The organism is Virgibacillus oceani, assembly GCF_041521345.1.
GTDB lineage: Bacteria > Bacillota > Bacilli > Bacillales > Amphibacillaceae > Virgibacillus_N > Virgibacillus_N oceani_A.
The window spans coordinates 380,956-403,753 of the sequence record NZ_JBGOHB010000001.1 but is presented as its reverse complement, the minus strand read 5'-3'; the positions used below and the strand labels follow the sequence as shown (position 1 = coordinate 403,753).

General features: G+C 39.7%; 24 protein-coding genes and 1 other annotated feature. Of the genes, 18 read left to right on the top strand and 6 right to left on the bottom strand.

Annotated features, from left to right (window positions below; all coding sequences use genetic code 11):
* Positions 1-160: 160 nt before the first annotated feature.
* Positions 161-286 carry a hypothetical protein gene (locus ACDX78_RS01955; RefSeq protein ID WP_486024888.1) on the bottom strand — a complete coding sequence of 42 codons (126 nt, stop codon included), beginning with the start codon at positions 284-286 and terminating at the stop codon, positions 161-163.
* 131 nt (positions 287-417) lie between these two features.
* Positions 418-1,230 (bottom strand): undecaprenyl-diphosphate phosphatase, encoded by an 813-nt coding sequence (locus tag ACDX78_RS01950; protein WP_486024886.1) that lies wholly within the window; start codon positions 1,228-1,230, stop codon positions 418-420.
* A 96-nt stretch (positions 1,231-1,326) separates the two neighbouring features.
* Here ACDX78_RS01950 and ACDX78_RS01945 point away from each other — a divergent pair, with 96 nt between their 5' ends.
* On the top strand, positions 1,327-1,662 hold the full coding sequence (locus tag ACDX78_RS01945) for a hypothetical protein (protein ID WP_486024861.1): 336 nt from the start codon (positions 1,327-1,329) through the stop codon (positions 1,660-1,662).
* Positions 1,663-1,784: 122 nt separating this feature from the next.
* Here ACDX78_RS01945 and ACDX78_RS01940 read toward each other — a convergent pair whose 3' ends face one another.
* Positions 1,785-1,964 (bottom strand): DUF2929 family protein, encoded by a 180-nt coding sequence (locus ACDX78_RS01940; protein WP_486024859.1) that lies wholly within the window; start codon positions 1,962-1,964, stop codon positions 1,785-1,787.
* A 221-nt stretch (positions 1,965-2,185) separates the two neighbouring features.
* On the opposite strand from ACDX78_RS01940, the gene ACDX78_RS01935 reads away from it, so the two are divergent.
* The 6 genes from ACDX78_RS01935 to ACDX78_RS01910 all read left to right on the top strand — a co-directional run bounded on the left by ACDX78_RS01935 (position 2,186) and on the right by ACDX78_RS01910 (position 7,699).
* Positions 2,186-2,788, top strand: coding sequence for a hypothetical protein (locus ACDX78_RS01935; RefSeq protein WP_486024858.1), 603 nt, complete (start codon positions 2,186-2,188; stop codon positions 2,786-2,788).
* Positions 2,789-2,889: 101 nt separating this feature from the next.
* Positions 2,890-3,843, top strand: a complete 954-nt coding sequence (locus ACDX78_RS01930) for a BMP family ABC transporter substrate-binding protein (protein ID WP_486024856.1) — start codon at positions 2,890-2,892, stop codon at positions 3,841-3,843.
* A gap of 131 nt (positions 3,844-3,974) precedes the next feature.
* Positions 3,975-4,913 (top strand): beta-ketoacyl-ACP synthase III, encoded by a 939-nt coding sequence (locus ACDX78_RS01925; protein WP_486024855.1) that lies wholly within the window; start codon positions 3,975-3,977, stop codon positions 4,911-4,913.
* A gap of 133 nt (positions 4,914-5,046) precedes the next feature.
* Positions 5,047-6,285 (top strand): beta-ketoacyl-ACP synthase II, encoded by a 1,239-nt coding sequence (fabF, locus tag ACDX78_RS01920; RefSeq protein WP_486024854.1) that lies wholly within the window; start codon positions 5,047-5,049, stop codon positions 6,283-6,285.
* Between the two features lie 368 nt (positions 6,286-6,653).
* Entirely contained in the window at positions 6,654-6,860 is a 207-nt protein-coding gene (locus ACDX78_RS01915; protein ID WP_486024853.1) for a YuzI family membrane protein, read from the top strand.
* Between the two features lie 77 nt (positions 6,861-6,937).
* Complete coding sequence (locus ACDX78_RS01910) at positions 6,938-7,699, top strand: DUF3603 family protein (protein WP_486024851.1); 762 nt, start codon at positions 6,938-6,940, stop codon at positions 7,697-7,699.
* Between the two features lie 43 nt (positions 7,700-7,742).
* Here the strand turns inward: ACDX78_RS01910 and trpS are convergent, their stop codons facing one another.
* From trpS to ACDX78_RS01895, 3 genes are all read right to left on the bottom strand, one after another.
* On the bottom strand, positions 7,743-8,738 hold the full coding sequence (trpS, locus tag ACDX78_RS01905; protein ID WP_486024849.1) for a tryptophan--tRNA ligase: 996 nt from the start codon (positions 8,736-8,738) through the stop codon (positions 7,743-7,745).
* Between the two features lie 76 nt (positions 8,739-8,814).
* Positions 8,815-8,991 (bottom strand) — a binding site (T-box leader).
* Between the two features lie 262 nt (positions 8,992-9,253).
* Positions 9,254-10,051, bottom strand: coding sequence for a SurA N-terminal domain-containing protein (locus ACDX78_RS01900; protein WP_486024848.1), 798 nt, complete (start codon positions 10,049-10,051; stop codon positions 9,254-9,256).
* 439 nt (positions 10,052-10,490) lie between these two features.
* The gene (locus tag ACDX78_RS01895) at positions 10,491-11,129 is read right to left on the bottom strand and encodes a SurA N-terminal domain-containing protein (RefSeq protein WP_486024847.1); all 639 of its coding nucleotides are present in this window, start codon (positions 11,127-11,129) and stop codon (positions 10,491-10,493) included.
* 346 nt (positions 11,130-11,475) lie between these two features.
* Here ACDX78_RS01895 and ACDX78_RS01890 point away from each other — a divergent pair, with 346 nt between their 5' ends.
* The 11 genes from ACDX78_RS01890 (at position 11,476) to ACDX78_RS01840 (ending at position 22,757) form a co-directional block, all read left to right on the top strand.
* Positions 11,476-13,590, top strand: coding sequence for a heavy metal translocating P-type ATPase (locus tag ACDX78_RS01890; RefSeq protein WP_486024845.1), 2,115 nt, complete (start codon positions 11,476-11,478; stop codon positions 13,588-13,590).
* Between the two features lie 567 nt (positions 13,591-14,157).
* Complete coding sequence (locus ACDX78_RS01885) at positions 14,158-14,460, top strand: ArsR/SmtB family transcription factor (RefSeq protein WP_486024884.1); 303 nt, start codon at positions 14,158-14,160, stop codon at positions 14,458-14,460.
* Positions 14,461-14,483: 23 nt separating this feature from the next.
* Positions 14,484-15,407: a cation diffusion facilitator family transporter gene (locus ACDX78_RS01880; protein WP_486024844.1), complete on the top strand. Its 924-nt coding sequence runs from the start codon at positions 14,484-14,486 to the stop codon at positions 15,405-15,407.
* Between the two features lie 26 nt (positions 15,408-15,433).
* The gene (locus ACDX78_RS01875; RefSeq protein ID WP_486024843.1) at positions 15,434-16,375 is read left to right on the top strand and encodes a ring-cleaving dioxygenase; all 942 of its coding nucleotides are present in this window, start codon (positions 15,434-15,436) and stop codon (positions 16,373-16,375) included.
* Positions 16,376-16,561: 186 nt separating this feature from the next.
* Complete coding sequence (locus tag ACDX78_RS01870) at positions 16,562-16,828, top strand: urease accessory protein UreH domain-containing protein (protein ID WP_486024841.1); 267 nt, start codon at positions 16,562-16,564, stop codon at positions 16,826-16,828.
* The gene (locus ACDX78_RS01865) at positions 16,806-17,123 is read left to right on the top strand and encodes an urease accessory protein UreH domain-containing protein (RefSeq protein ID WP_486024840.1); all 318 of its coding nucleotides are present in this window, start codon (positions 16,806-16,808) and stop codon (positions 17,121-17,123) included. The genes ACDX78_RS01870 and ACDX78_RS01865 overlap by 23 nt, the downstream gene beginning before the upstream one ends.
* 137 nt (positions 17,124-17,260) lie before the next feature.
* Positions 17,261-17,563 (top strand): metal-sensing transcriptional repressor, encoded by a 303-nt coding sequence (locus ACDX78_RS01860; RefSeq protein ID WP_486024839.1) that lies wholly within the window; start codon positions 17,261-17,263, stop codon positions 17,561-17,563.
* 13 nt (positions 17,564-17,576) lie between these two features.
* Positions 17,577-19,964 carry a heavy metal translocating P-type ATPase gene (locus ACDX78_RS01855; RefSeq protein WP_486024837.1) on the top strand — a complete coding sequence of 796 codons (2,388 nt, stop codon included), beginning with the start codon at positions 17,577-17,579 and terminating at the stop codon, positions 19,962-19,964.
* 29 nt (positions 19,965-19,993) lie between these two features.
* Positions 19,994-20,200: a copper chaperone CopZ gene (gene copZ / locus ACDX78_RS01850; protein ID WP_486024836.1), complete on the top strand. Its 207-nt coding sequence runs from the start codon at positions 19,994-19,996 to the stop codon at positions 20,198-20,200.
* A 296-nt stretch (positions 20,201-20,496) separates the two neighbouring features.
* Positions 20,497-21,705 carry a putative glycoside hydrolase gene (locus tag ACDX78_RS01845; RefSeq protein WP_486024882.1) on the top strand — a complete coding sequence of 403 codons (1,209 nt, stop codon included), beginning with the start codon at positions 20,497-20,499 and terminating at the stop codon, positions 21,703-21,705.
* Positions 21,706-22,163: 458 nt separating this feature from the next.
* Positions 22,164-22,757: a GNAT family N-acetyltransferase gene (locus ACDX78_RS01840; protein WP_486024834.1), complete on the top strand. Its 594-nt coding sequence runs from the start codon at positions 22,164-22,166 to the stop codon at positions 22,755-22,757.
* Positions 22,758-22,798: the final 41 nt, after the last annotated feature.

The window sequence follows — 22,798 nt, the reverse complement described above, 5'->3', positions numbered from 1 at the left end:
CAGTCTGGTCGTATTGTTATTAACTATATCTCCATATTTTTCTAAATGAATACTTCTATTTCGTTTAGAAATTCATTTTCATGGTAGTTGGTGGCGATGCGTAGCATAGCCATGGTTGTTTCAGTGGGGGATGAAAAGAAAACCCCCACTGAATGAAGTTTCACTTTATAATATTGTCGTGCATGGGACAGTCAAGTGTAGTAAGTGTCATTTTTATAAGAAGATCATTATACGCATAGACACCAATACTGTATATAAGTCCCAAATCCAGCATGTTAATTCCCAGCTCCGGATCAATCCTTCAAATAAATGGAGCGAAATAGCGGTAGTGGCGAGCTGGTTTTAAGCACAAATATAAGGATGCTCGGATTTCTGTTTACTAAAATTGTGTTGTCCCAGCCTCAACTTAACCATATTCTACAAAAATAAAATAACAAGGAAACCGACGATGAAACAATAGAAGGCAAAATATTTTAGATTCCCTCTTCTCATAACGTTGATAAACCATTTCAAAGCAAAATAGGATGCAATAATGGACGCTATAAATGCAACGGCATAAGGTATCATAAGCGTGTCAAAATCCGGATCACGAATAATATCCGTAACGGAAAGCACGGTAATTCCCAGGCTCACTGGTATGTAAAGCAGGAAAGAAAACCGCAATGCCGTTTCCTGCTTCATGCCAAGAAGCATGGCAGCAACGATAGTAGCACCGGAACGGCTGATCCCGGGGATCAGTGCAACTGCCTGGGCAAACCCAATAATAACAGCGTCCTTTACCGTCAAATCTCCATCATTTTTCCTTCCCCGCAGATTGCGGATGATCCATAGTGCAACTCCGGTGATCAGCAGGGTATAGCCAACTGTTGCTACACCGCTCAGTTGGTCACTGATGACATCTTCAAAAAGCAATCCGAGAATTCCTGTTGGGATAGTGGCGATCACCAAAAATACAATAAAGCGGAAATCATCTTTAGCGGTATCTTCTTTTTTCACTATGTATAACAGGCCATTTTGAATGAGCCGGATAATGTCTTTTCTATAAATGATTAATACAGCTATGAGGGAGCCAAAGTTTACCAGAATCTCAAAGGATAACCCATCAGCAACCAAACCGAAAAGATCCTGGAGAATAACTAAATGCCCGCTGGAGGAAATGGGGATTGGTTCTGTAAATCCCTGAATAAGTCCCAACACTAAATATTTAATCAATGTCCATAATTCATTCATCATTTCCATGAATAATTCTCCTTCTTCATTATCAGCCAACTGAGTCACCAACCCATGTATAGTTGAATAGTCTAGTTGGTGAGGGAGTTGATAAATTTGAATTCTAATCATAATAAAATGTATCATTTATGTAAAGAGCATATGCATTCTTACGTACTTGCCGAATTAGTTGATGGCACAAAAGTAGATGGAATCATCACAGGGCTTGATGATGAATATGTATATATGGCAGTGCCACTTGAGACCCATGAACAACAGCACACCCATGCTTACCAACATGACCATCAGCGATTCGGCTATCCGGGATATGGTCCTGGCTATGCACCCGGACCAGGCTACGGCTATGGTTACGGATACCCGCCGCGCAGGTTCAGCAGGCTTGTACTTCCATTAGCTGCGCTTGTTACATTAGCTACTTTACCATGGTATTAAAGGAAAAGGGCAAGTATGTCCCCAAAATCCTTGTCCGATTCCATCCTTAATGAAAATAGAACCCTTGCCCATTCAAATCCTTAAAGGCAAGGGTTGATTGCATATCAAAATTGTCCATTCTATTAACTTTCTTTTTCTCCCTTTAAAACTCCTTCACCGAGCAGCAATACTGCCAGGCTGACAATGATGATAAATGCAATGGTAGCTGATACATTGAACGGTTCTGCCGCCATACTTGATAGTACATATGATAGAACAACACCTATCAATGCTGCCCAAATGATTGTCATTACATAACGCATATCTTCACACCTCTATTTTATCGAAAAATCCGTTGTTCACACATAAATTAGTTTATCAAATTGCAGATAAAAAGAAAAGCATTTCTTTTCTGTTGAGGTACTGTATATTCAACTTTACAAGCCAGTTCAAATTTTTGTCACACATAATTATAGTTCCGGGATACTGTAAACTTGAGTGCAGATGGAAATAAATTTTTACTTCTTTCTAAGGAGGGTTTTATATGACTCATTTAGTAAATGACTGTAATCATTGGATCAGTTATCATCTCATAGAGGAATTTTTAAATGCCGGGTATAAAGTAGAAGGATTAGAAAATAAGGAAAAAGATGATTATTTATTAATGTTCTTTGGCAGAAACAGTAACTTTTCCATAACAGATGATTATAAAAAAAAACATTATCACGCAGTTATTTCTCTTCATCAGCCGGTGGACAATGTGAAAACTGAAAAAACATATATTGTAAACCCAATAGATAATCAGCATAAAATAGATGGCATAGCTTATATTCAAGTGCCGTTGCTTTTTGGTGAATGGATGCCGATGAACAAACAAGGAATGTATGTGAATAAAAAGTTTATCTCATTTGATTCCGAATATTTTTTAACCAAATCCATTTATATTAAGGATTTTACAAAAGTATTTGTACAATGGATGCAAAAGGGAAATAATAATCAGGAAATGGAAATCATATCAAAGAATGATAAAAGCGAACGTGTAAAACTTGAAAATTTGCTCTATCTTCGTGACAATGGACCTATAGAAGAACAGTTAAATCAAGTAATAGAGCATTATGCAACGTATAGAAAAATTTACAATCGTTAATAAAATGTAAGGATGAATCCATTTAACTTTCTCCTCCTAACGGTTTAAAATGGAAATATATCGTCCTTTTTAATTAAAAAGGACAGCATGGGGGTGCTTTTTTGAAAAGCATATTAACAGCTTTTGGAATGATTCTCATATTTTTTGCAGTAACAGGCTGTACTGACCGCCAAGGTGAAATTCAGAATGTTGGTATGCTTATTGATAGCACGATAGAAGAACAGGCATGGGGAGAAAAAGGGTATGACGGCTTAACTGCAATTGGTGAAACATATGATGTAAATGTATTCTACGAGGAGAATGTAAGTACGAAACAAGATATTATTCGTGCAGTCGATGAGTTCATATACGACGGCGTGAATTTAATATTCGGGCACAGCAGTATATATGGTCGTCATTTTGCTGATATTGCAGAAAATTACCCTGACGTGCATTTTGTGTATTTTAATGGCGGCTATTTTACTGAGAATGTAACCAGTCTTAATTTTAGTTCCCATGCCATGGGTTTTTTTGCAGGAATGACTGCTGGAGAAATGACAACAGCGAACCAGGTTGGGATCGTTGCTGCTTATGAATGGCAGCCTGAAATTGAAGGCTTTTTTGAGGGTGTGAATTTTCATAACCCTTCTGCTGAGGTACAAATGGATATCATTAATGACTGGAATGATACGCAGTCAGCGATCGATATATATGAAGATATGAAAAATAAGAACGTGGATGTATTTTATCCAACAGGGGATATGTTCAGCAGAACGATTATTCAGGAGGCCAGTATGGACAATTTATATGCGATCGGTTATGTAGAAGATCAAGCCGGGATTGGCGAAGAAATGGTTTTAACAAGTACCGTGCAGCATGTGGACAAGCTTTATGAATTAGCCGCGGAAGACTTTAATAATGGAGACTTAAATGGCACGATTAAAACATTTGATTTTCAGGAAGAAGCCATTACACTGGGTGAATTCAGCCCATATGTTACGGATGACTTCAAGGATGATATAAGTGAGGCCATCGATGATTATATGGACACAGGCCTGCTTCCGAATGAGAAATGATTGGTCATTCTGCTCCACGGCAGAAAGGCAGATAGAAATAGAGCCTTGAAAATAGGATCAATATACATTAAAATTAGTACCAACTCATAAGAATTGATAATAACATTACGTAATTAAGAGGAGATGGAAATATGCAAGTAGGTGTATTAGGTACTGGCCATTATATCCCATCAAAAGTAGTGACCAATAAAGATCTGGAAAAAATAGTGGATACAACGGATGAATGGATCAGAACGAGAACCGGAATTGAAGAGAGAAGGTTCGCCGGGGATGATGTGAAGACATCAGATATGGCGTTTCATGCTGCGGAACAAGCATTGGAAGATTCAGGGGTTCAGCCAGAGGATATTGAATTAATACTCGTTGCCACCGTGACGCCTGACACTGGATTTCCATCGGTAGCTTGCGTCATACAAGACCGGCTGGGAGCAACTAATGCAGCAGCCATGGATGTTGGTGCTGCCTGTGCAGGATTTATGTATGCCATGGTTACTGCCAAGCAATTTATTGAAACAAATGCATACAAGCATGTCTTGGTTGTAGGAGCGGAAAAATTGTCCCCCATTTTAAACTGGGAGGATCGTTCAACCTGCGTTCTGTTGGGAGACGGTGCGGGAGCAGTTGTGATGAGTGAAGTTTCAAATGAAAAAGGCATTCTATCTTTTGAACTGGGAGCAAATGGTGCGGGAGGAAGAGACTTATTTCAAAATGAAAAAGGTTATTTTGAGATGAATGGACGTGAAGTATTCAAATTTGCGGTAAGGCAAATGCCTGAGTCAACCGTTCACGTTGTGGAAAAGGCTGGTTATACCAAAGAGGACGTGGATTTTTTGGTGCCGCACCAAGCAAATATTCGCATTATGGATGCAGCCAGAGAGCGAATTGGTATATCAAGAGATAAAATGGCAGTAACAATAAACAAATATGGAAATAACTCCTCAGCCTCTATACCTATGGCTTTATCACAGTCAGTAAAAGATGGTAAAATAAAAGATAATGATTACATTGTATTAGTAGGCTTTGGAGGCGGCTTGACATGGGGTGCAGTTTCCATGCGCTGGGGCAGATAACGAGGCGTTTGAATGAAGGATAAGAAAAGAAGCTTTAGTTTTAAGCATTTTCTATCTCCAGCAATTGATGAAACTGACGCTTGTAAGCAGGCAGGAAGCACACGTTGTATATTTAATAGGAGGAAAAAACGGTATGGAAATAAGAAGAGTAGTCATTACAGGCCTAGGTGCTGTCACACCACTGGGTAATGATGCTGACACATTGTGGAAGAATGTTGTGGCAGGTAAATCTGGTATTGATTTTGTAACAAAAGTAGATAAAAACGAGTTTCCTACAAAGATTGCAGCAGAGGTAAAGGATTTTGATCCGACAGATTTTATGGATAAAAAGGATGCCAGGAAAATGGATCCATTTACACAATATGCAGTTGCATCTTCTAAAATGGCAGTCGAGGACGCCAAGCTTACGATCGATGATTCAAATGCACATCGGGTTGGTGTATGGATTGGTTCCGGTATTGGCGGAATGTCCACATGGGAAGACCAGCATGAAAAATATCTAACTAAGGGTGCAAGACGAGTAAGTCCGTTTTTTGTACCAATGATGATTCCCGATATGGCAGCCGGTCAAGTTTCAATTCAACTTGGAGCAAAAGGGATTAATTCCTGTACGGTAACGGCTTGTGCATCTGGTGCAAATTCAATTGGGGATGCATTTAAATCGGTCCAGCGCGGTGATGTGGATTATATTATTGCCGGCGGAACAGAAGCACCGATATCCAATATGTCGTTTGCCGGATTTTCATCTGCAAAGGCTTTATCCACTACGGAAGACCCGCATAAAGCAAGCCGGCCTTTTGACAAAGAACGCAATGGATTCGTGATGGGTGAAGGGTCAGGCATTATGGTGCTTGAGACATTGGAATCAGCACTGGAGCGAGGAGCACATATTTATGGGGAAATTGTCGGATACGGTGCTACAGGAGATGCTTATCATATTACAGCACCTGCTGAACACGGAGAGGGAGCGGCCCGAGCCATGCAGCATGCCCTTGACGATGCAGGGGTGAATCCAAATGAAGTAGATTATATTAACGCACATGGGACAAGTACAGCGCTGAATGATAAATATGAAACAGAAGCTATCAAAACTGTGCTTGGAGACCATGCCCAGGAAGTTTCTATTTCTTCTACCAAATCTATGATGGGTCATTTGCTTGGAGCAGCAGGCGGCGTAGAAGCAGTTATTTCTGTTAAGGCAATTGAAGATGGCATCGTCCCGCCAACCGTAAACTATGAAAATCCCGACCCGGATTGTGATTTGGATTATGTGGCAAACGAAGCAAGAAAACAGGATGTAAATTTAGTTGTAAGTAACTCATTTGGTTTTGGCGGTCATAATGTTGCACTAGTTTTTAAAAAATATGAGTAAGTGAAATGGCTGTTGAACAGGAAGGCCACTAAAAAGCTGATTAGTGTATGCTGATTGGCTTTTTTGTTTTGGCTTCATCTATTATTACTGAAAGAGTTGCTATGGTATGTCATTGTGAAGAATATACGAAATGACGTACTATAGAGTTCTGTTATGGCATGTCATTTGGCTAAATATGCAAAATGAGGTACCATAGGACTCCACCAGCGAAGTTGCTATAGTTGAATGTGTTTCCAATTCTACAATAAACGCATGGTAATACGTCTAATTCAAACAGCAAAAAAGAACATAAAAAAATAGGAGCCATTACTCATGAAAAATAGTGTACAAGCATATATTCTATTATAGAAATCATGGGTGGGTGGAAAATGGGGTATATATTTATATTTTTAATAGGGTTTGGACTAGCAGTTACAGGCGGAGTAACCCTCATTGCTTACATGAACTTTCTTCCTGCAGGGCTTTCCTGGGCTGATTATTTTATTTTTATATCTGGCAGACTGGAAAGTTATTTCCTGCCAATTGGTTTTATCCTCATGACTTTTGTCATTTATCGTTTTCCGAACAGCTCTTAATCTTTACGATCTTAGAATATTTTTCTAAATGATGGTCATAATGTATTTTAAGTTATGTTTTAAAGAGAGGGTTGTTTATGTTATACATGCACGACGTATGGGTGAATTGGTTTGAAGGTGAGGAGAACGGTTATAATGTCTGTTATTTTCACGAATGGCGAAAAGAAGACGGCATTGAACTTCTTGATCAGGTTCCCTTATTGTACATAACAGAAGAGTTGTACAAGTATATTGAAAATGACATGCATGATTTGCCTAAAGCGTTGCTGGATTCGATTTATAGGCGTGCGTACATACGTAAAGGACATGAAAGGTCTGTACTGGATTATGCCTGCATTGTAACAGACGGGAATGATATAGTCGCCTTTGATACGATTGGATACGAAATTCCTGTACGTAAAAGCCGGTTGATTCCACGGCAGGAGCAGCTGGTTTTTGATATGATTAGAAATGCAAAGCAGCAGTCCTTCAAGTTTGACGGTACAGACTATAAAAAGGAGTATCATTTGCTCTCACCTGAACCCGAGTTTATTTTTGGATTGACCAGAAGAGAACGCCAGCTGAAGCAGCTGCTTATGATGGGCTTGGATCAATTACGTACGGCAAATAATCTGGAAGAATTGAGATACTGGTTAACGGAATGGGATCCGAAAAATTACCCATTTATCCGTTCAATGAACGAGGATACAGTATGGGATGCATTATATAACGGAATAAAAGAAGGCTGGAGTTCGGCACATGAAGATTTATGCGGAAAATTAATTAAGGGTCAGCCGTTTTTGGAAAAGATCTGGGAAGTCGAAAATGGAAAAGAACAAAATGCATCAAAACAAAATTGAGTGAAAATGGGCGCCTTTTATCTGAAGGCGCCCTTTAAATAGGTTACTTTTTCTTTTGTACCCTTCCAAGTCCCATTGCCTTTTTCGCCTTTTTTACGGTTTTATTTGCGGTAATGGACGCTTTTTCCATGCCGTCATCCAAGATATTATCCAGTTCATCAGACGTCATTAACGCATCGTATTTTTCCTGTACTGGTTTTAAAATGTCAACAACGGCATCAGCCACGCCTTGTTTAAAATCACCATAACCTTTTCCTTCGTACACTGCTTCTAGTGCTTCTATTGATTTCCCCGTACAGCTGGAATAAATAGTCAGCAGGTTGGAAACACCAGGTTTATTCTCCTTGTCGAATTTGACGACTCCTTCTGAATCTGTAACAGCGCTTTTTATTTTCTTTTCTATTCTCTTTGGCTCGTCCAGCATGGAAATAAAGCCTTTTTCATTCGTATCAGATTTACTCATTTTCTTTGTTGGCTCCTGCAGAGACATAATTCGTGCACCAACTTTAGGAATACGCACCTCAGGTATGGTGAAAATATCGTTAAATCGGTTGTTAAAGCGTTGGGCAAGGTCTCTTGTCAGTTCCAGATGCTGCTTCTGATCCTCACCGACAGGTACTAAATCTGTTTGATAAAGCAGGATATCAGCAGCCATTAGCGCCGGGTAGGTTAATAGAGCAGAAGAGACGCCTTCTTTCCCTTCCGATTTATCTTTGAACTGCGTCATCCGCTCAAGTTCCCCGATATAGCTGATCGATTGCAGTACCCAGCCAAACTGGGTATGTGCAGGAACTTCCGATTGGATGAATAATGTCGATTTATTCGGATCAATCCCTGAAGCAAGATACAATGCAGCAAGAGAACGGATATTATTCCGTAATTCCAAGCGATCCTGCGGTACAGTAATCGCATGTTCATCAACGATACAAAAGTAGCATTGATAATCTTCCTGCAGCTGAACAAACTGCTGAAGTGCGCCTAAATAATTTCCGAGTGTTAATGTACCACTCGGCTGAATACCAGAAAAAATTGTTTTCATTTTATTTCACTCCATTTTTTATTGTATAGGGAAAGCAGTTGATTTTAAGCATAAAAAAAGCTCATTTACCCCCCGGGAAAGGGACGAATGAACCGCGTTGCCACCCTAATTATCTTAAGCTTGTAAGATCACTTCATTAATTATTAAGCTCTAAAGTCCAATTCCAATTTACCTTGATGCTTGTTTTCACCTGCCACAAGCTCTCTAGAGAATCAGCGGGAAAATTGTACTGCGCCTTTTTCATCGCCAGAGTTATATTGGGTTTTATATTATTATATATTTCATACTTTTAAAGTGCAAGTAGAAGTTCCATATCTGGTCTTTTATTGTTATATCTTACCTTTTCTATACTATTATGTCTATGATGCAGTTAAGGTCCGAGAACACTTAAATTCACTTTTATCACGTTCATATCTATTTCTATTCCTTGGAAGTTTGCAATAACGTATATATGAAGCCACACAATAAATGAATAGTACAAAAAAACCAGATCTGATGAAGATCTGGTTCATTCCTTATGATAGGTTATTTGTAATATCTGCCTCTGCCTGCAGTTGTTCGACAAGTGTCTGGTAAACTTCTGTTTCCTTTTGACCTACTAGCTCTTGTGTAAGTTGAGGTTCCATTTCTTCAAAAGATGGAATTTCTGCTTCATCGCCCTGCTGTTGCTCCATTGAGGCTGTATATGCTTCGTAAAGTTCCTCCAGCTCTTCTTCTGTCGGTTCCATGTCACCGGATTCACTGGCGATGAGTGCTTCTATTTTTACTTGTGTTTCAAGATCGGATCTTACCTCATCTTCAGTTAGGCCCTCTTCCTCCAGAGCAGCAAAGAAGTCATCCTGAGAATTTAATCCATTTTGTTCTACGAGTTCCGCCAGTGTTTCATCGACATCTTCCTCAGAAGCTTCAAAACCTTTGTTCTCAGCTTCCTGGATGATAAGCTCCTGACCAATCAGGGCTTCTGCAATTTGTCCTTTTAATTGATCCTGATCCACTTCCTGACCTGACATTTGGGCTTGCATCATTGCTTGCTGAAATTGTCCCACATATGTGGTTTCAAATTCATCCTTGGTTATTTCTTCTCCATTCACTTCAGCCACAACATCTGGGATGTTTTCCAAATCAGGTTCTGGCATTTCCGCTTGTTCAGTACCAGCTTCCGGTGCTTGTCCACCGTCTTCAGTAGTTTCTTCCTGTGCTTCTTCTGACCCCTCATTGTTATCTTCAGCTGAGTTATCTTCATCATTACCGCATGCTGCGATGACAAATACAAGTAATGAGAGGGATAAACTAAGCAACCATTTTTTCTTCATCGACGTTCTCCTTTCACTTATGATATTGGCAATTGTAACAGATTATTGTTCGATGTAAACCCTTCAATATACCTAGAAATTGCAGCCTCCACTGTAATAAGGAACTTAAATATTGTCATGAGCGCATTAGAGTAAATGATTTTACCAAATGTGTAAAAAGTATATAAATACTGTGTAAATTATATGATATTACTAGTACTGCGGATAATTATAGCTTGGAGTATAAGCAAAAGCAAGAGCATTTATATAACTGGAGGGGTGGATCGGGTTTATAGGATAAAAAACGATAGAAGGGATCTATCGGTGTAGAGCTAGAAGACTCAGCAGATAGAAAGGCTGTATACGCTGATTAGTACTTGAGAATGCCGTCCATCTGGTGAACTTCCCAGCTGATTTCTATTATAGATGATTTGTAATATCCGCTTCAGATTCGAGTCCTTCAACAAGTGCCAGATAAGCTTCTGTTTCTTTTTGTGCTACTGATTGTTGTATTAGTTTCTTCCAATTCTTCATCTGTTGGTTCGAGATCACCGGCTTCACTGGCAATCAGGGCTTCCACTTTTACTTGTATTTCTATCTGGGAAATTACTTCTTCTTCGGTCACGTCTTGTTCTTCCAGCGCCTCAAAAAACGCTTCCTGTGATTCTACACCACTTTGTGCCAGAAGTTCATTTAATGTTTGGTCTATCTCTTCCTCTGAAGCCTCCATTCCCTGTCTTTCAGCTTCCTGAAGGACTAGCTGCTGACCGATCAGCGCCTCAGCAACCTCTTGTTTTAATTGATCCTGATCCACTTCTTCACCAGTCATTTGGGCTTGCATCATCCCTTGCTGATACTGGCCAATATATGTGTTCATAAATTCATCTCTCGTGATTTCTTCTCCATTCACTTCTGCGATGACTTCAGGCACGTCTTCTACATCAATATCGGGTATCCCTGACTGGTCATCATCTTCCATTCCCTGATCTTCTGTTTCTGCATTGCTCTCTTCAGCTGAGTCCTCTTCATCCCCATTACATGCAGCCAATAAAAATACAAGCAATAGGAAAGCTAAACTCAACAGCCATTTATTCTTCATAGATGTTCCCCTTTCATAATCTGTCGTTATTGTACCAAAATATAGGAAGAAGTAAACTATTTAATCAAGGGGATATTGCCGGGATGATAAATATGAAGTGGGTAAAAGACTGTAATATAGGGGTTCTAGCATATGGTTTAAGTAATTGTGTATAAGATATATATATACTGTGGATATTTTATGAGAGTGCAATCACATGGTTATTGAGCGTGTAAAGCTTCAATATGACTAAGCAGTTCTATTGGGGGTTAGAGTAAATAAATGTTACATTTTTACCCCGCGGGGGTATAGGGTCTACGAAAAGCAGTTTTCAAAAAATGTGGAAGTTAAAGAGGGTGTGGAAACTATGGAACTTAAGCATCATGAACAGACACATAAGAATGACGAAAAAAATCAAAGCCACGAAGACCACCAGGGTCATGAGCAACTTAACCATGAAAAACAGCACAGCCATCATCACGAACATCACTCAGATCACCAGCATCATGGCAGTCACGGCGGACATGGCCATCACGGCCACCATGACCACGGTGACATGGTAGGTGATTTCAAAAAACGGTTCTTTTTCTCTTTAATAATTACGATTCCTATACTTGCTTTATCACCAATGATTCAGGGTTTTATTGGGGTTGATTGGCGATTTACCGGTGATATGTATATCTTATTTGCTTTGTCAACAATCATATTTTTCTATGGTGGCTGGCCATTTATTACTGGAGCTATAAGCGAGTTTAAAGATAGAAATCCGGGAATGATGATGCTCATTGCTCTGGCTATAACCATTGCATATGTGTACAGTTCCTTTGTGGTATTTGGTCTGGAAGGAGCACAGCTTTTCTGGGAATTGGCAACATTGGTTGTCATTATGCTGCTGGGTCACTGGATTGAAATGCGTTCGGTCATGGGTGCATCCAATGCACTGGAGCAGCTTGTAAAACTAATGCCGAATGAAGCGCATAAATTGGATGAAGGGAATGTAATTGACGTTCCTTTACGAGATCTGCGTAATAATGATCAGGTGCTTGTTAAACCGGGTGAAAGAGTTCCTGTAGATGGCACTATCGTTGATGGGAAATCAACCATTGACGAATCGATGCTTACAGGGGAATCCATCCCAGTGGAAAAATGTAAAGGAGACGAAGTAATCGGCGGTTCCGTTAACAGTGAAGGTTCCCTAACAGTTCAAGTAGAAAAAACCGGGGAAGAATCCTATTTATCACAGGTTATTACGATGGTGGAAGAAGCCCAGGAATCAAAATCGAGAACACAGGATTTAACGAATCGTGCAGCAAAGTGGCTATTTTACCTGGCTTTGGCTGCAGGGGTTGTCACATTAATTATTTGGTTAATACTGGGATACGCATTCGATGTTGCAATCGAACGAATGGTAACAGTCATGGTTATAACATGTCCACATGCACTGGGATTGGCTGCTCCACTTGTAATAGCCGTGTCGACAACGATTTCAGCTAAAAAAGGATTGTTAATCCGTAATCGTGCGAATTTTGAAGGAGCGCGTAATCTTAATGCAGTTGTTTTTGATAAAACCGGAACACTGACCAAAGGCGAGTTTGGTATAACAGATATTGTACCTGGTGAAGGATATAGTGAAGATGAAATCTTAAAATTTGCGGCAACGGTAGAGCAAAATTCTGAACATCCGATAGCCAGCGGAATTGTGAAAGCTGCAAATGAAAAGGAAATTATATTAGGTGAATTGACGGATTTTGAATCGATCACAGGTAAAGGTATTCAGGGAAAAGTAGACGGAAAGAAAATAAATGTAGTCAGTCCTGGCTATGTAAACAGCAATAATTTGAGTTATGACCAGCAGCAGTTTAATCAAATGTCGGAAGCAGGAAAAACAGTAGTCTTTATTCTGCTTGAAGATGCATTGATTGGAATGATAGCTCTGGCAGATATAGTTCGTGAAACAGCAAAAGAAGCGATTGCTGCTTTGAAGGAAAATGGAGTACATTCAATTATGCTTACGGGCGATAATGAAAAGGTAGCGAACTGGGTTGCTGAACAATTGGGAATGGATGAAGTCTACGCAGAAGTTTTGCCGGATGATAAAGCTAACCAAGTGAAGAAAATTAAAGAAAAAGGCTGGAAAGTAGCGATGACAGGTGACGGGGTAAATGATGCACCGGCATTAGCAACAGCCGATTTAGGGATTGCCATTGGAGCGGGGACAGATGTCGCGATGGAAACAGCGGATGTTGTTCTAGTTAAGAGCAACCCGAAAGATGTTATTGAGCTCATGAATTTGTCAAAGAAAACGTATCGTAAAATGGTACAGAACCTGTGGTGGGCATCAGGGTATAATATTGCCGCTATCCCACTTGCAGCTGGAATGTTGGCTACGATCGGAATTGTGTTAAGTCCTGCAGCAGGGGCTATACTGATGAGTTTAAGTACAATTATTGTAGCGATTAATGCAAGGTTATTAAAAGCATAGGTAATGAAAAGAAACTACAACATAGTCAATAAATATGAGAATGAGGCTGGGACAGAACCATTTTAGCAAACGAAAATCCGAACAACATTAATCTTATGACTCGCTCCGGAAATATACTTCGCTTTCCGTGGGCGGCTGGTGAGCCTCCTCGTGCTGTCGCACTGCGGGGTCTCACCGATGCCGACGCAAGCCCAGGATGTGCGAGTGTCGGCGTTGGTCACAGGACGTGACCGAACTTAGCCGACCTCCCACAGGAGTCTACGTATATTTCCGGAGCTACTGTGGTGGATGGTTCGTATTTTCAAAACTACTCAGAGTTCTGTCTCAGCCTCATTCTCATTCAATCGTTACCCGGTGACAAATGATCCAATTAATTAACCGTATAAAATAATCCAACTACAAAACACATGAAAATCTGTCATATAGTGGAATATAAAATGTAGCAATGTTTATTGCATTTCAATATGTTATTATATGAACATATGTTAATATATGAATGAAGGGGCAGTTTAATCTGCATACCCTAGGGAGGTAGTATATATAGTGGAAAATAAAGACGCAGAGGAAATGAAACAGAAAAATGAAATGGATGAGGAAACGCTTTACCTGGTTTCTCAAACATTTAAAACATTAGGGGATCCAACAAGAATCCGTATCCTTCATTTACTTTTTCAAAATGAGTATTCCGTTAACACAATAGCAAATACACTAAATCTGAAGCAGTCTGCAGTATCTCATCAGCTGCGGCTGTTAAAAAGTTTGCGCCTGGTCAAATACAGAAGAGAAGGGACTCACTTTTTTTATTCACACGATGATGAACATGTCATCGATATATTAAAACAGGCCATTAACCATGCTAGGCATCATTAAAAAACTTAATGGAGGTGGTATCATTGGGGTTGGAACATGATCACGGACATAGCAGCAATAAAAGCGCATTAAAAATAAGTTTTTTTATCATCGCCTTTTATATGATTGTAGAAGCAATCGGAGGGATTCTTACAAATAGTCTGGCACTCTTAGCCGACGCAGGACACATGCTGAGTGACGCTATTTCTTTAGGGGTGGCATTGATCGCATTCACGATGGGAGAGAAAGCGGCTGACTATTATAAAACATACGGATATAAACGATTTGAAATACTGGCTGCTGTTTTTAACGGAGCAACATTAATCGTCATTTCCATCTTTATTTTCTATGAGGCTATTCGTCGGTTCATGGATCCCCCGGAAGTTGCTTCGACTGGCATGTTAATTATCGCCTCCATTGGATTATTGGTAAATATTCTAGTTGCATGGATACTCATGAAGGGTGGCGATACGAAAGAGAACCTCAATTTACGGGCAGCTTTTCTGCATGTTTTAGGTGATTTATTAGGATCAGTTGGTGCAGTTACCGCAGCGCTACTGATGATGTTTTTCGGCTTGGCCTGGGCAGACCCATTAGCAAGTGTCATCGTTGCTGTTTTAATCCTGATTAGCGGCTGGAGAGTATTAAAGGATGCTATCCATGTATTAATGGAAGGAGCGCCGAAAAATATTAACCTGGATGATATCATCCAAACGATCGTAAATATTGATGGCGTAAATGACATTCATGATCTGCATGTCTGGACGATTACTAGTGGTAAACATGCTTTATCATGTCATGCGGTAGTAAATGGTGAAAAATCAGTAGAGGAATGTCAGGTTATATTGCGTACCATCGAAGAAAAATGGAGGAAACAGGGAATAGGGCATATAACTATACAATTGGAAGCGAATAATCATCCCCATGATGATATTTTATTATGTCAGCATGCTGGAAAAAAATATTAGAAAAAATTTACTATGGAGGAATATCTATGTCTGCCATTTTAGGCCATCATCATATGTCTATGATTGTTAAAGATGCAGTAACTACGAATAAATTCTATAAAGAAGTACTAGGTTTACGAAGGGTGAAGATATCTGTTAATCAGGACGATCCTAGCATGTATCATTTATTTTACGGTGATTTAACTGGCAGTCCGGGTACAGAGCTTACCTTTTTTGAGATGCCTGCAGTGGGCAAAACACACCGTGGAACAAATGCCATAACACAAATCGGACTGCTTGTCCCGTCAGTTGAAAGTTTAACTTACTGGAAAAATAGATTTGAAGCATTGGATGTAAAACATGGTGAAATTACAACGTATGCTAACCGGGAAGCACTTTCATTTGAAGATCCTGATGGATTGAGACTCATTTTACTCAATAAAAAAGATGCTAATATTCCTGGCTTTTGGGAGCCTTGGGACAAGTCGGATATTAAAAAAGATCATCTTATTTTAGGTATTGGATCAGTTGAAATAACGGTTCGTGATATCAAAAGTACAAAAGACGCGTTACAGGAAATATTTAGATATATCGAAGTGAGCGCTTCAGAGAAAGAAATTATCATGCAGTCTATTGAAGGAGAAATTTTTGGTGAGATCGTATTAAAGGAGGAAGCAGGCTCCGTGGAAAGACCTGGAAGAGGAAGTGTTCATCATCTGGCCATCCGGGCCAAAAATGAAGAAGAACTCCGCATGTGGGAGGAAAAAATTAAGGAAAAAGGATTTGTATCCACCGGGGTTATTGACAGGTACTATTTTCACAGTCTCTACTTCCGCGATGCCAATAGAATTATGTTTGAAATTGCAACAGATGAGCCAGGATTTACGGTGGATTCGACCATTGAAGATTTGGGGAGCAAATTGGATTTACCGCCATTTCTGGAAGATAAACGTCAAGAAATTGTAGATAAATTAAAGCCAATCGAGTGACAAGAAGCACTGTGATTAAAAAAAATGATATATTGAATGTATCAACACAGGGACAAGTAGCCTGAAAAGGGTTGATGCATATGTATGATTTGTTTAATTAAATCAGCGGTCTGTTGAGCGGGCCAATCAATGAGCTGGCATATGATTTGAGCATATCCCTGTCTTATTCGCTTTTTTGGAGGCGATGTGGGAGCGGTTGTTCGGTGCCAGCTTACCGGTAATGTTAGTGAGATTACCATTTACGGTAGATCACTCACAGAAAAACTTCCTTGGCTGCATGTAAGTTTATTTGTGCTGGGCAAAATAACTGTGTTTACGTTATTAGGTTTGATTATCTGGCTTGTTGGAAAAGAAGCATACGTGTTTTTATCTTATTTATTTCCATATTTTCGAAAAGTGATCGGCCCAATGCTTTTTTATTGGTTTATTTATGGTAGGTTTTCTGCGATTTAGATGGCCATCAAAAAAGAAAACATCTCCAACTGTGAAAAAAAGCAATGACAGCTATCTGGGAAGCTATTTACTCGGCGTGAGTCTCACTGTTGCTTTTTGTCCAACCATGTTTGTTCTCTTCTTTATGACGCTGATTCCTGTGGTAGTAACCTCCTCATACGGAATTATACTGCCTTCTGTATTTGGGGTCGGCACCTTGCTTCCATTGTTAATAATCATCCAGCGGTGCAATACTAAAGAAAAACAGAAAAGTTGGAGCTATGGTGCAAAATGGTTGGTATATTGGACACGATAAATGTATTGTTTTTTACAAGTTACCGGGAAAGCAACATTTATTATTAACAGGAAGATTTAAAACAAACTTATTGACTTAAATACCATAGGGGGGTATAGTATAAGTGTAAACAAAAATAAAACAAGGAAGTGATACTGGTGGATAAATTTTTACATGATGAACCGACCGTGCCAAGAACAGATTCAGAAAAACAGGCAGTGGTCAATCGTTTGAAGCGGATAGAAGGACAAGTGCGCGGTATTCAAAAAATGGTGGAAGAGGACAGATATTGCTTAGATATTTTAGTGCAAATCAGTGCCATTAATGCAGCACTGAAAAAAGTAGGGTTTTCCCTTGGAGAAAGGCATGCAAAACATTGTGTTTCCAGTGCCGTGACATCCGGAGAAGGGGACGAAGCAATTGAGGAACTGCTTGAGGTGATGAAGCAGTTTTCAAAATAGGGGGTGAAAAATCATGAGTGAAGCAAAGCATATTACTGTAGGAGTTACGGGGATGACCTGTTCCGCTTGTTCCTCCAGAGTTGAAAAGGTATTGAACAAAATGGATGGCGTGGATGCGCAGGTGAATTTAACAACCGAAAAAGCGACGGTTGATTATAATCCGGATTCCGTCACAGTGGAGGATATCACCTCGAGAATTGAAAATATGGGTTACGGGGTGCTGATGCAAAAAACGGAATTTGATGTACAGGGAATGACTTGTGCAGCATGTTCCTCACGAATTGAAAAAGTATTGAATAAACAGACCGGTGTGAAACAGGCAAGTGTCAACTTGGCTACAGAAAGTGCCATAGTGGAGTACAACCCAAAGATTCTAGAGATTCCAGATATTATCGGCAGAATTAAAAAGCTTGGCTATGATGCGAATGAAAAAAGTGATTCAGGCGACGCGGCAGAAGATCAGAAGGAAAAACAGATAAAAGATATGAAATTCAAGCTTGTGCTGTCTGCACTGCTTTCGTTCCCCTTGCTCGTAACCATGCTGGATCATCTATTTGGGTTAAGTATACCAGCTGTTTTGATGAATCCTTGGGTTCAATTTGTTCTGGCAACGCCCATCCAATTTTATATTGGCTGGCAATTTTATACAGGAGCCTATCGAAGCTTACGGAGCGGCGGAGCCAATATGGACGTTCTCGTTGCACTCGGAACAAGTGCAGCCTATTTCTACAGTTTATATGAGGCATTTTTAACGATTGGAAATCCAGGCTATATGCCTCACTTATATTTCGAAACAAGTGCCATTATTATTACACTTATTTTGTTTGGGAAATATCTCGAGGTTAATGCCAAAAGTAGAACGAAAACAGCGATTTCCAAATTGCTTAATTTACAGGCAAAGCAAGCTCGTGTTATAAGAGATGGCCAGGAACAAATGGTTCCAATAGAAGAGGTTCGGACTGGAGATCATTTATTTGTAAAACCGGGTGAAAAAATACCGGTAGACGGTATCGTTATAAAAGGAAGCACTTCCGTTGATGAATCGATGATCACGGGAGAATCCATCCCAATTGAAAAAAACGTGGACGCAGATGTTATAGGTTCCACAATGAATAAAAATGGAACAGTGGAAATTGAAGCAACAAAAGTAGGGAAGGATACAGCACTCGCTTCCATTATAAAAGTGGTGGAAGATGCACAAGGATCGAAAGCACCGATCCAGCGGCTTGCTGACGTGATATCGGGATATTTTGTTCCAATCGTAGTAGTGATCGCTATATTAACATTTACTATATGGATCACCTTAGTTTCACCGGGTAATTTGGAGCCGGCACTGGTGGCTGCAATTGCCGTATTGGTTATTGCGTGTCCATGTGCATTGGGTTTGGCTACCCCAACTTCCATCATGGTTGGCACCGGGAAATCCGCTGAAAACGGAATATTATTTAAAGGCGGGGAGCACTTAGAGCAAACCCATAAACTGAATGCTATTATTTTTGACAAAACAGGTACGATTACAAAAGGAAAGCCGGAAGTGACCGACTTTACAGGAGAAAATGAAACACTGCAACTCCTAGCCAGTGCGGAAAAAGGTTCGGAACATCCACTTGCTGAAGCAATCGTAGCCTATACAACAGAGAAGAATATTGAAATACTCGATACGGATGATTTTAGCGCTATACCCGGACATGGTATAAAAGCGGATATTTCCGGAAAAGAAATACTTGTAGGAACAAGAAAACTAATGCGTGATCATCATATTGATATAAGCGATGCAGAGAAGGAAATGACTGAATATGAACTAAACGGTAAAACAGCGATGCTCATTGCACTGGATGGAAAATTCAGCGGTATTGTTGCAGTAGCTGATACCGTTAAAGAAACAGCAAAGCAAGCAATTAAACAGTTGAATGAACAAGACCTGGAAGTGATCATGCTGACAGGTGATAACGAACGAACTGCAAAAGCTATCGCCAAGCAGGTAGGTATTGATGAAGTGATTGCGGAAGTTCTGCCGGAAGAGAAGGCGGACAAAGTGAAGGAAATTCAATTTCAGGGTAAAACAGTTGCTATGGTTGGAGATGGAATTAATGATGCGCCGGCCTTGGCAACAGCTGATATTGGAATAGCAATCGGAACAGGCACAGAAGTTGCTATTGAAGCTGCAGATGTTACCATTTTAGGTGGAGACTTATTGCTTATACCAAAAGCAATCAAGATGAGTCAGGCAACCATCAAAAATATTCGTCAAAACCTGTTTTGGGCATTTGCCTATAACAGTGCAGGTATTCCAATTGCAGCTGCCGGATTGCTTGCACCTTGGGTTGCAGGAGCAGCGATGGCATTTAGTTCAGTGAGTGTTGTTACTAACTCTCTTCGTTTGAAGCGGGTTAAGATATAAAATTACATTTTTGAAAGGGGAAATAGATCATGAAAGAAGAAACATTAGATGTGAAAGGAATGACATGCAATCATTGCGTGATGTCTGTAGAAGGGGCACTGAAGGACTTGGAAGGTGTTTCAGATGTTACGGTAAACCTTGATGAAGGAAAAGTGGATATTAAATATGATGCTGATAAAGTGTCGAAGGATAAAATGACTGATGCAGTAGAAGATCAGGGTTATGATGTAGAATAAAGAAAAATTTTGCCATGGACAGGGTAAAAAAAGTTTAATATAAAAAATTAGCAGGGTATTTGAAAAATTAACCTGCTATTTTTTTGTGCTTTTTGTAGAAATAATAAAGTACGGGGCTTAGTGATCAATTAATTGAAGCGGGTGGAAACTTCGTCCACAGAGAGGCTTACAGGCGAGATGATAATTAAAAAATGGAAATCATTATTCGACAAGAAGTTTGCTTTTTTGATTTAAAAACAGGTTGTTTTCCGTTATACTAGTTTTAAATAAAAATTGGGAGATTGATAGCCGTGGGGATAAAACATCACAAAATTGCTGCATTCATAAGTACTATCCTGCTCGTTTTGCTTGTGCCTATTACGGCAAGTGGAGAAGAAGAATCAACAGCGAGCTCACATAAAGAAAGGCATACAGCCATAAAACAAATTGATACACATCAGGTCATAAGCCGTTTTACATATGATTCAGGCTATACTTTTGAATACCCGGATGCGGTTAGAGGGATATACGTAACCGGTCATTCCGCGGGTGGGAGCCGCTTTGAAAATCTGCTGAATTTAGTGGAGAACAGTGATTTAAACTCTATGGTTATCGATGTTAAAGAAGATCATGGCCACCTTACATTTATACCTGACGAGGAATCACCATATGCAGATATCGCTATGAGTTATATAGATGACCCGGAACAAATGATGGATGCTTTAGAAGATAAAGGGATATATCCAATAGCCAGAGTAGTGGTTTTTAAAGATAATGTCTTAGCAGAAGCAAGACCGGATTTATCTTTTTCCCAAAATGGTGAGGTATGGGTGAATAATAAAGAGGAAGCTTTTGTCAATCCGTTTGAAACAGAAGTTTGGGATTATAATGTGGATATCGGCAAAATGGCTGCTGAAATGGGCTTTCAGGAAGTACAGTTTGATTACGTACGCTTCCCAGAAGGGTTTGAGCATAGGGATGAAGAATTGGAATATACACTAGGCGATTACGAAAATGTGGAGATGGATAACGTTAAAATGCGGGTGGAAGCGGTAACGGATTTTGTCGCATACGCGCGTGAAGAATTGGCCGACTACGATGTTGATGTATCTGTTGACATCTTCGGTTATGCTGCGACATTGGAAGAAACACCTGGAATAGGTCAGAATTTCTCCAGGATTTCTGATAATGTGGACGTCATTTCTTCTATGATATATCCAAGTCATTGGACACCTTACTTTGGTATTGAGTTTCCGGATAAGGAGCCATATAAGCTTGTATCAGAATATGCCAAAGTTGAAAATGAAGTGTTAGGCGCATTGGATGACTCGCCGGTTTCCAGACCATGGCTGCAGGATTTTGAAGCACCATGGCTATATGACGGAGCACCTCAGGAATACGGTAAAGAAGAAGTGGAAGCACAAATAAGAGCACTGTATGAGAATGGGATAGACGAGTTTTTATTATGGAATGCAGGCAATGTGTATACGGAAAATGTGGATTATAAAGTAGGACTTGAGGAATAAAAAATCTGCAGTTTAATCCAGTTATATAAAAAAAATAAATATGGATGCTATTATAAAGAAGTCGGGTGAAAGGCCAGGCTTCTTTACTTTTTAGATTAAAGCGACTGCGGAAAATAATTGGAAATAGCGTTGTTCCGGCTTCATGGGATGGGGATGGGAATGGAAGAGATTTGGCCGAGAGAGTTGCCGCCACGGAAGATGAAACGAAGAGAATCAGCTTAAAGAATCTCACTTCCACCGGCTTTCTACCAATATCATTTAATAAATTTCACTAAGGAAAACTCCGTGTATCCATCTAATTTGATGCAAATCGGGGTTATTTAATGTGTGCTACAGTTATCATCATATAATACCCGAAAATGGTTATAGTATTAATAAATACGCAATTAATGGGATTTCACAAACAGTTTCTTATTCGTTATACTGTAGCAGACTACGAAAATTTAAGGAGTAGATCAATGAATTGGTATGAAAAGCTGAATAAGTATTTTCCAGTAGAAGAAATGAAATCAAGAGAGCATATGGAAAGGCTTTTGGAAGAAAAGGGGGACGTGTACTATAAGGATGAAAGTCCTCAACATGTTATGATGTATGCTGAATTTGATTCATTTATCTTTATAGATTATGTGTGGGTCTCATCAGAAACAAGAGGTCAGGGTATTGGACACCAGCTGATTGAAAAATTAAAAGTAAGAAATAAACCAATTATCCTAGAAGTCGAGCCCATTGACTATGAAGACACGGATTCCGAGAAAAGACTTCATTTTTACGATAGAGAAGGATTTACACACGCTCAATCGATCGGATACAATCGCCGGTCGCTGGCAACGAATGAGGAAACGCCTATGGAAATATTATACTGGTCGCCAAATGAGGATGCTGAAGAAATAATTTACGAACAAATGAAGAAAATGTATGAGGATATACACACGTATAAAGATGAAGAAATTTACGGGAAGTCATACCAGCCGGTGGATGAAGTTCTGGTATATGATGAAGACCGTGAATGTGAGGACATTCTTAATACTGTAAATGCAACGGAACGAGCATAATTTTTCCGAGGCTGGGACAAAAGTATTCTTATCAAGGAAAA

Bases quoted from the DNA above. Each gene is read 5' to 3' on its own strand.
- ACDX78_RS01950 (WP_486024886.1), bottom strand. From the start codon at position 1,230: ATGAATGAATTATGGACATTGATTAAATATTTAGTGTTGGGACTTATT.
- ACDX78_RS01940 (WP_486024859.1), bottom strand. From the start codon at position 1,964: ATGCGTTATGTAATGACAATCATTTGGGCAGCATTGATAGGTGTTGTT.
- ACDX78_RS01935 (WP_486024858.1), top strand. From the start codon at position 2,186: ATGACTCATTTAGTAAATGACTGTAATCATTGGATCAGTTATCATCTC.
- ACDX78_RS01925 (WP_486024855.1), top strand. From the start codon at position 3,975: ATGCAAGTAGGTGTATTAGGTACTGGCCATTATATCCCATCAAAAGTA.
- fabF (WP_486024854.1), top strand. From the start codon at position 5,047: ATGGAAATAAGAAGAGTAGTCATTACAGGCCTAGGTGCTGTCACACCA.
- ACDX78_RS01915 (WP_486024853.1), top strand. From the start codon at position 6,654: ATGGGGTATATATTTATATTTTTAATAGGGTTTGGACTAGCAGTTACA.
- ACDX78_RS01910 (WP_486024851.1), top strand. From the start codon at position 6,938: ATGTTATACATGCACGACGTATGGGTGAATTGGTTTGAAGGTGAGGAG.
- trpS (WP_486024849.1), bottom strand. From the start codon at position 8,738: ATGAAAACAATTTTTTCTGGTATTCAGCCGAGTGGTACATTAACACTC.
- ACDX78_RS01900 (WP_486024848.1), bottom strand. From the start codon at position 10,051: ATGAAGAAAAAATGGTTGCTTAGTTTATCCCTCTCATTACTTGTATTT.
- ACDX78_RS01895 (WP_486024847.1), bottom strand. From the start codon at position 11,129: ATGAAGAATAAATGGCTGTTGAGTTTAGCTTTCCTATTGCTTGTATTT.
- ACDX78_RS01890 (WP_486024845.1), top strand. From the start codon at position 11,476: ATGGAACTTAAGCATCATGAACAGACACATAAGAATGACGAAAAAAAT.
- ACDX78_RS01885 (WP_486024884.1), top strand. From the start codon at position 14,158: ATGAAACAGAAAAATGAAATGGATGAGGAAACGCTTTACCTGGTTTCT.
- ACDX78_RS01875 (WP_486024843.1), top strand. From the start codon at position 15,434: ATGTCTGCCATTTTAGGCCATCATCATATGTCTATGATTGTTAAAGAT.
- ACDX78_RS01865 (WP_486024840.1), top strand. From the start codon at position 16,806: ATGGTAGGTTTTCTGCGATTTAGATGGCCATCAAAAAAGAAAACATCT.
- ACDX78_RS01855 (WP_486024837.1), top strand. From the start codon at position 17,577: ATGAGTGAAGCAAAGCATATTACTGTAGGAGTTACGGGGATGACCTGT.
- copZ (WP_486024836.1), top strand. From the start codon at position 19,994: ATGAAAGAAGAAACATTAGATGTGAAAGGAATGACATGCAATCATTGC.
- ACDX78_RS01840 (WP_486024834.1), top strand. From the start codon at position 22,164: ATGAATTGGTATGAAAAGCTGAATAAGTATTTTCCAGTAGAAGAAATG.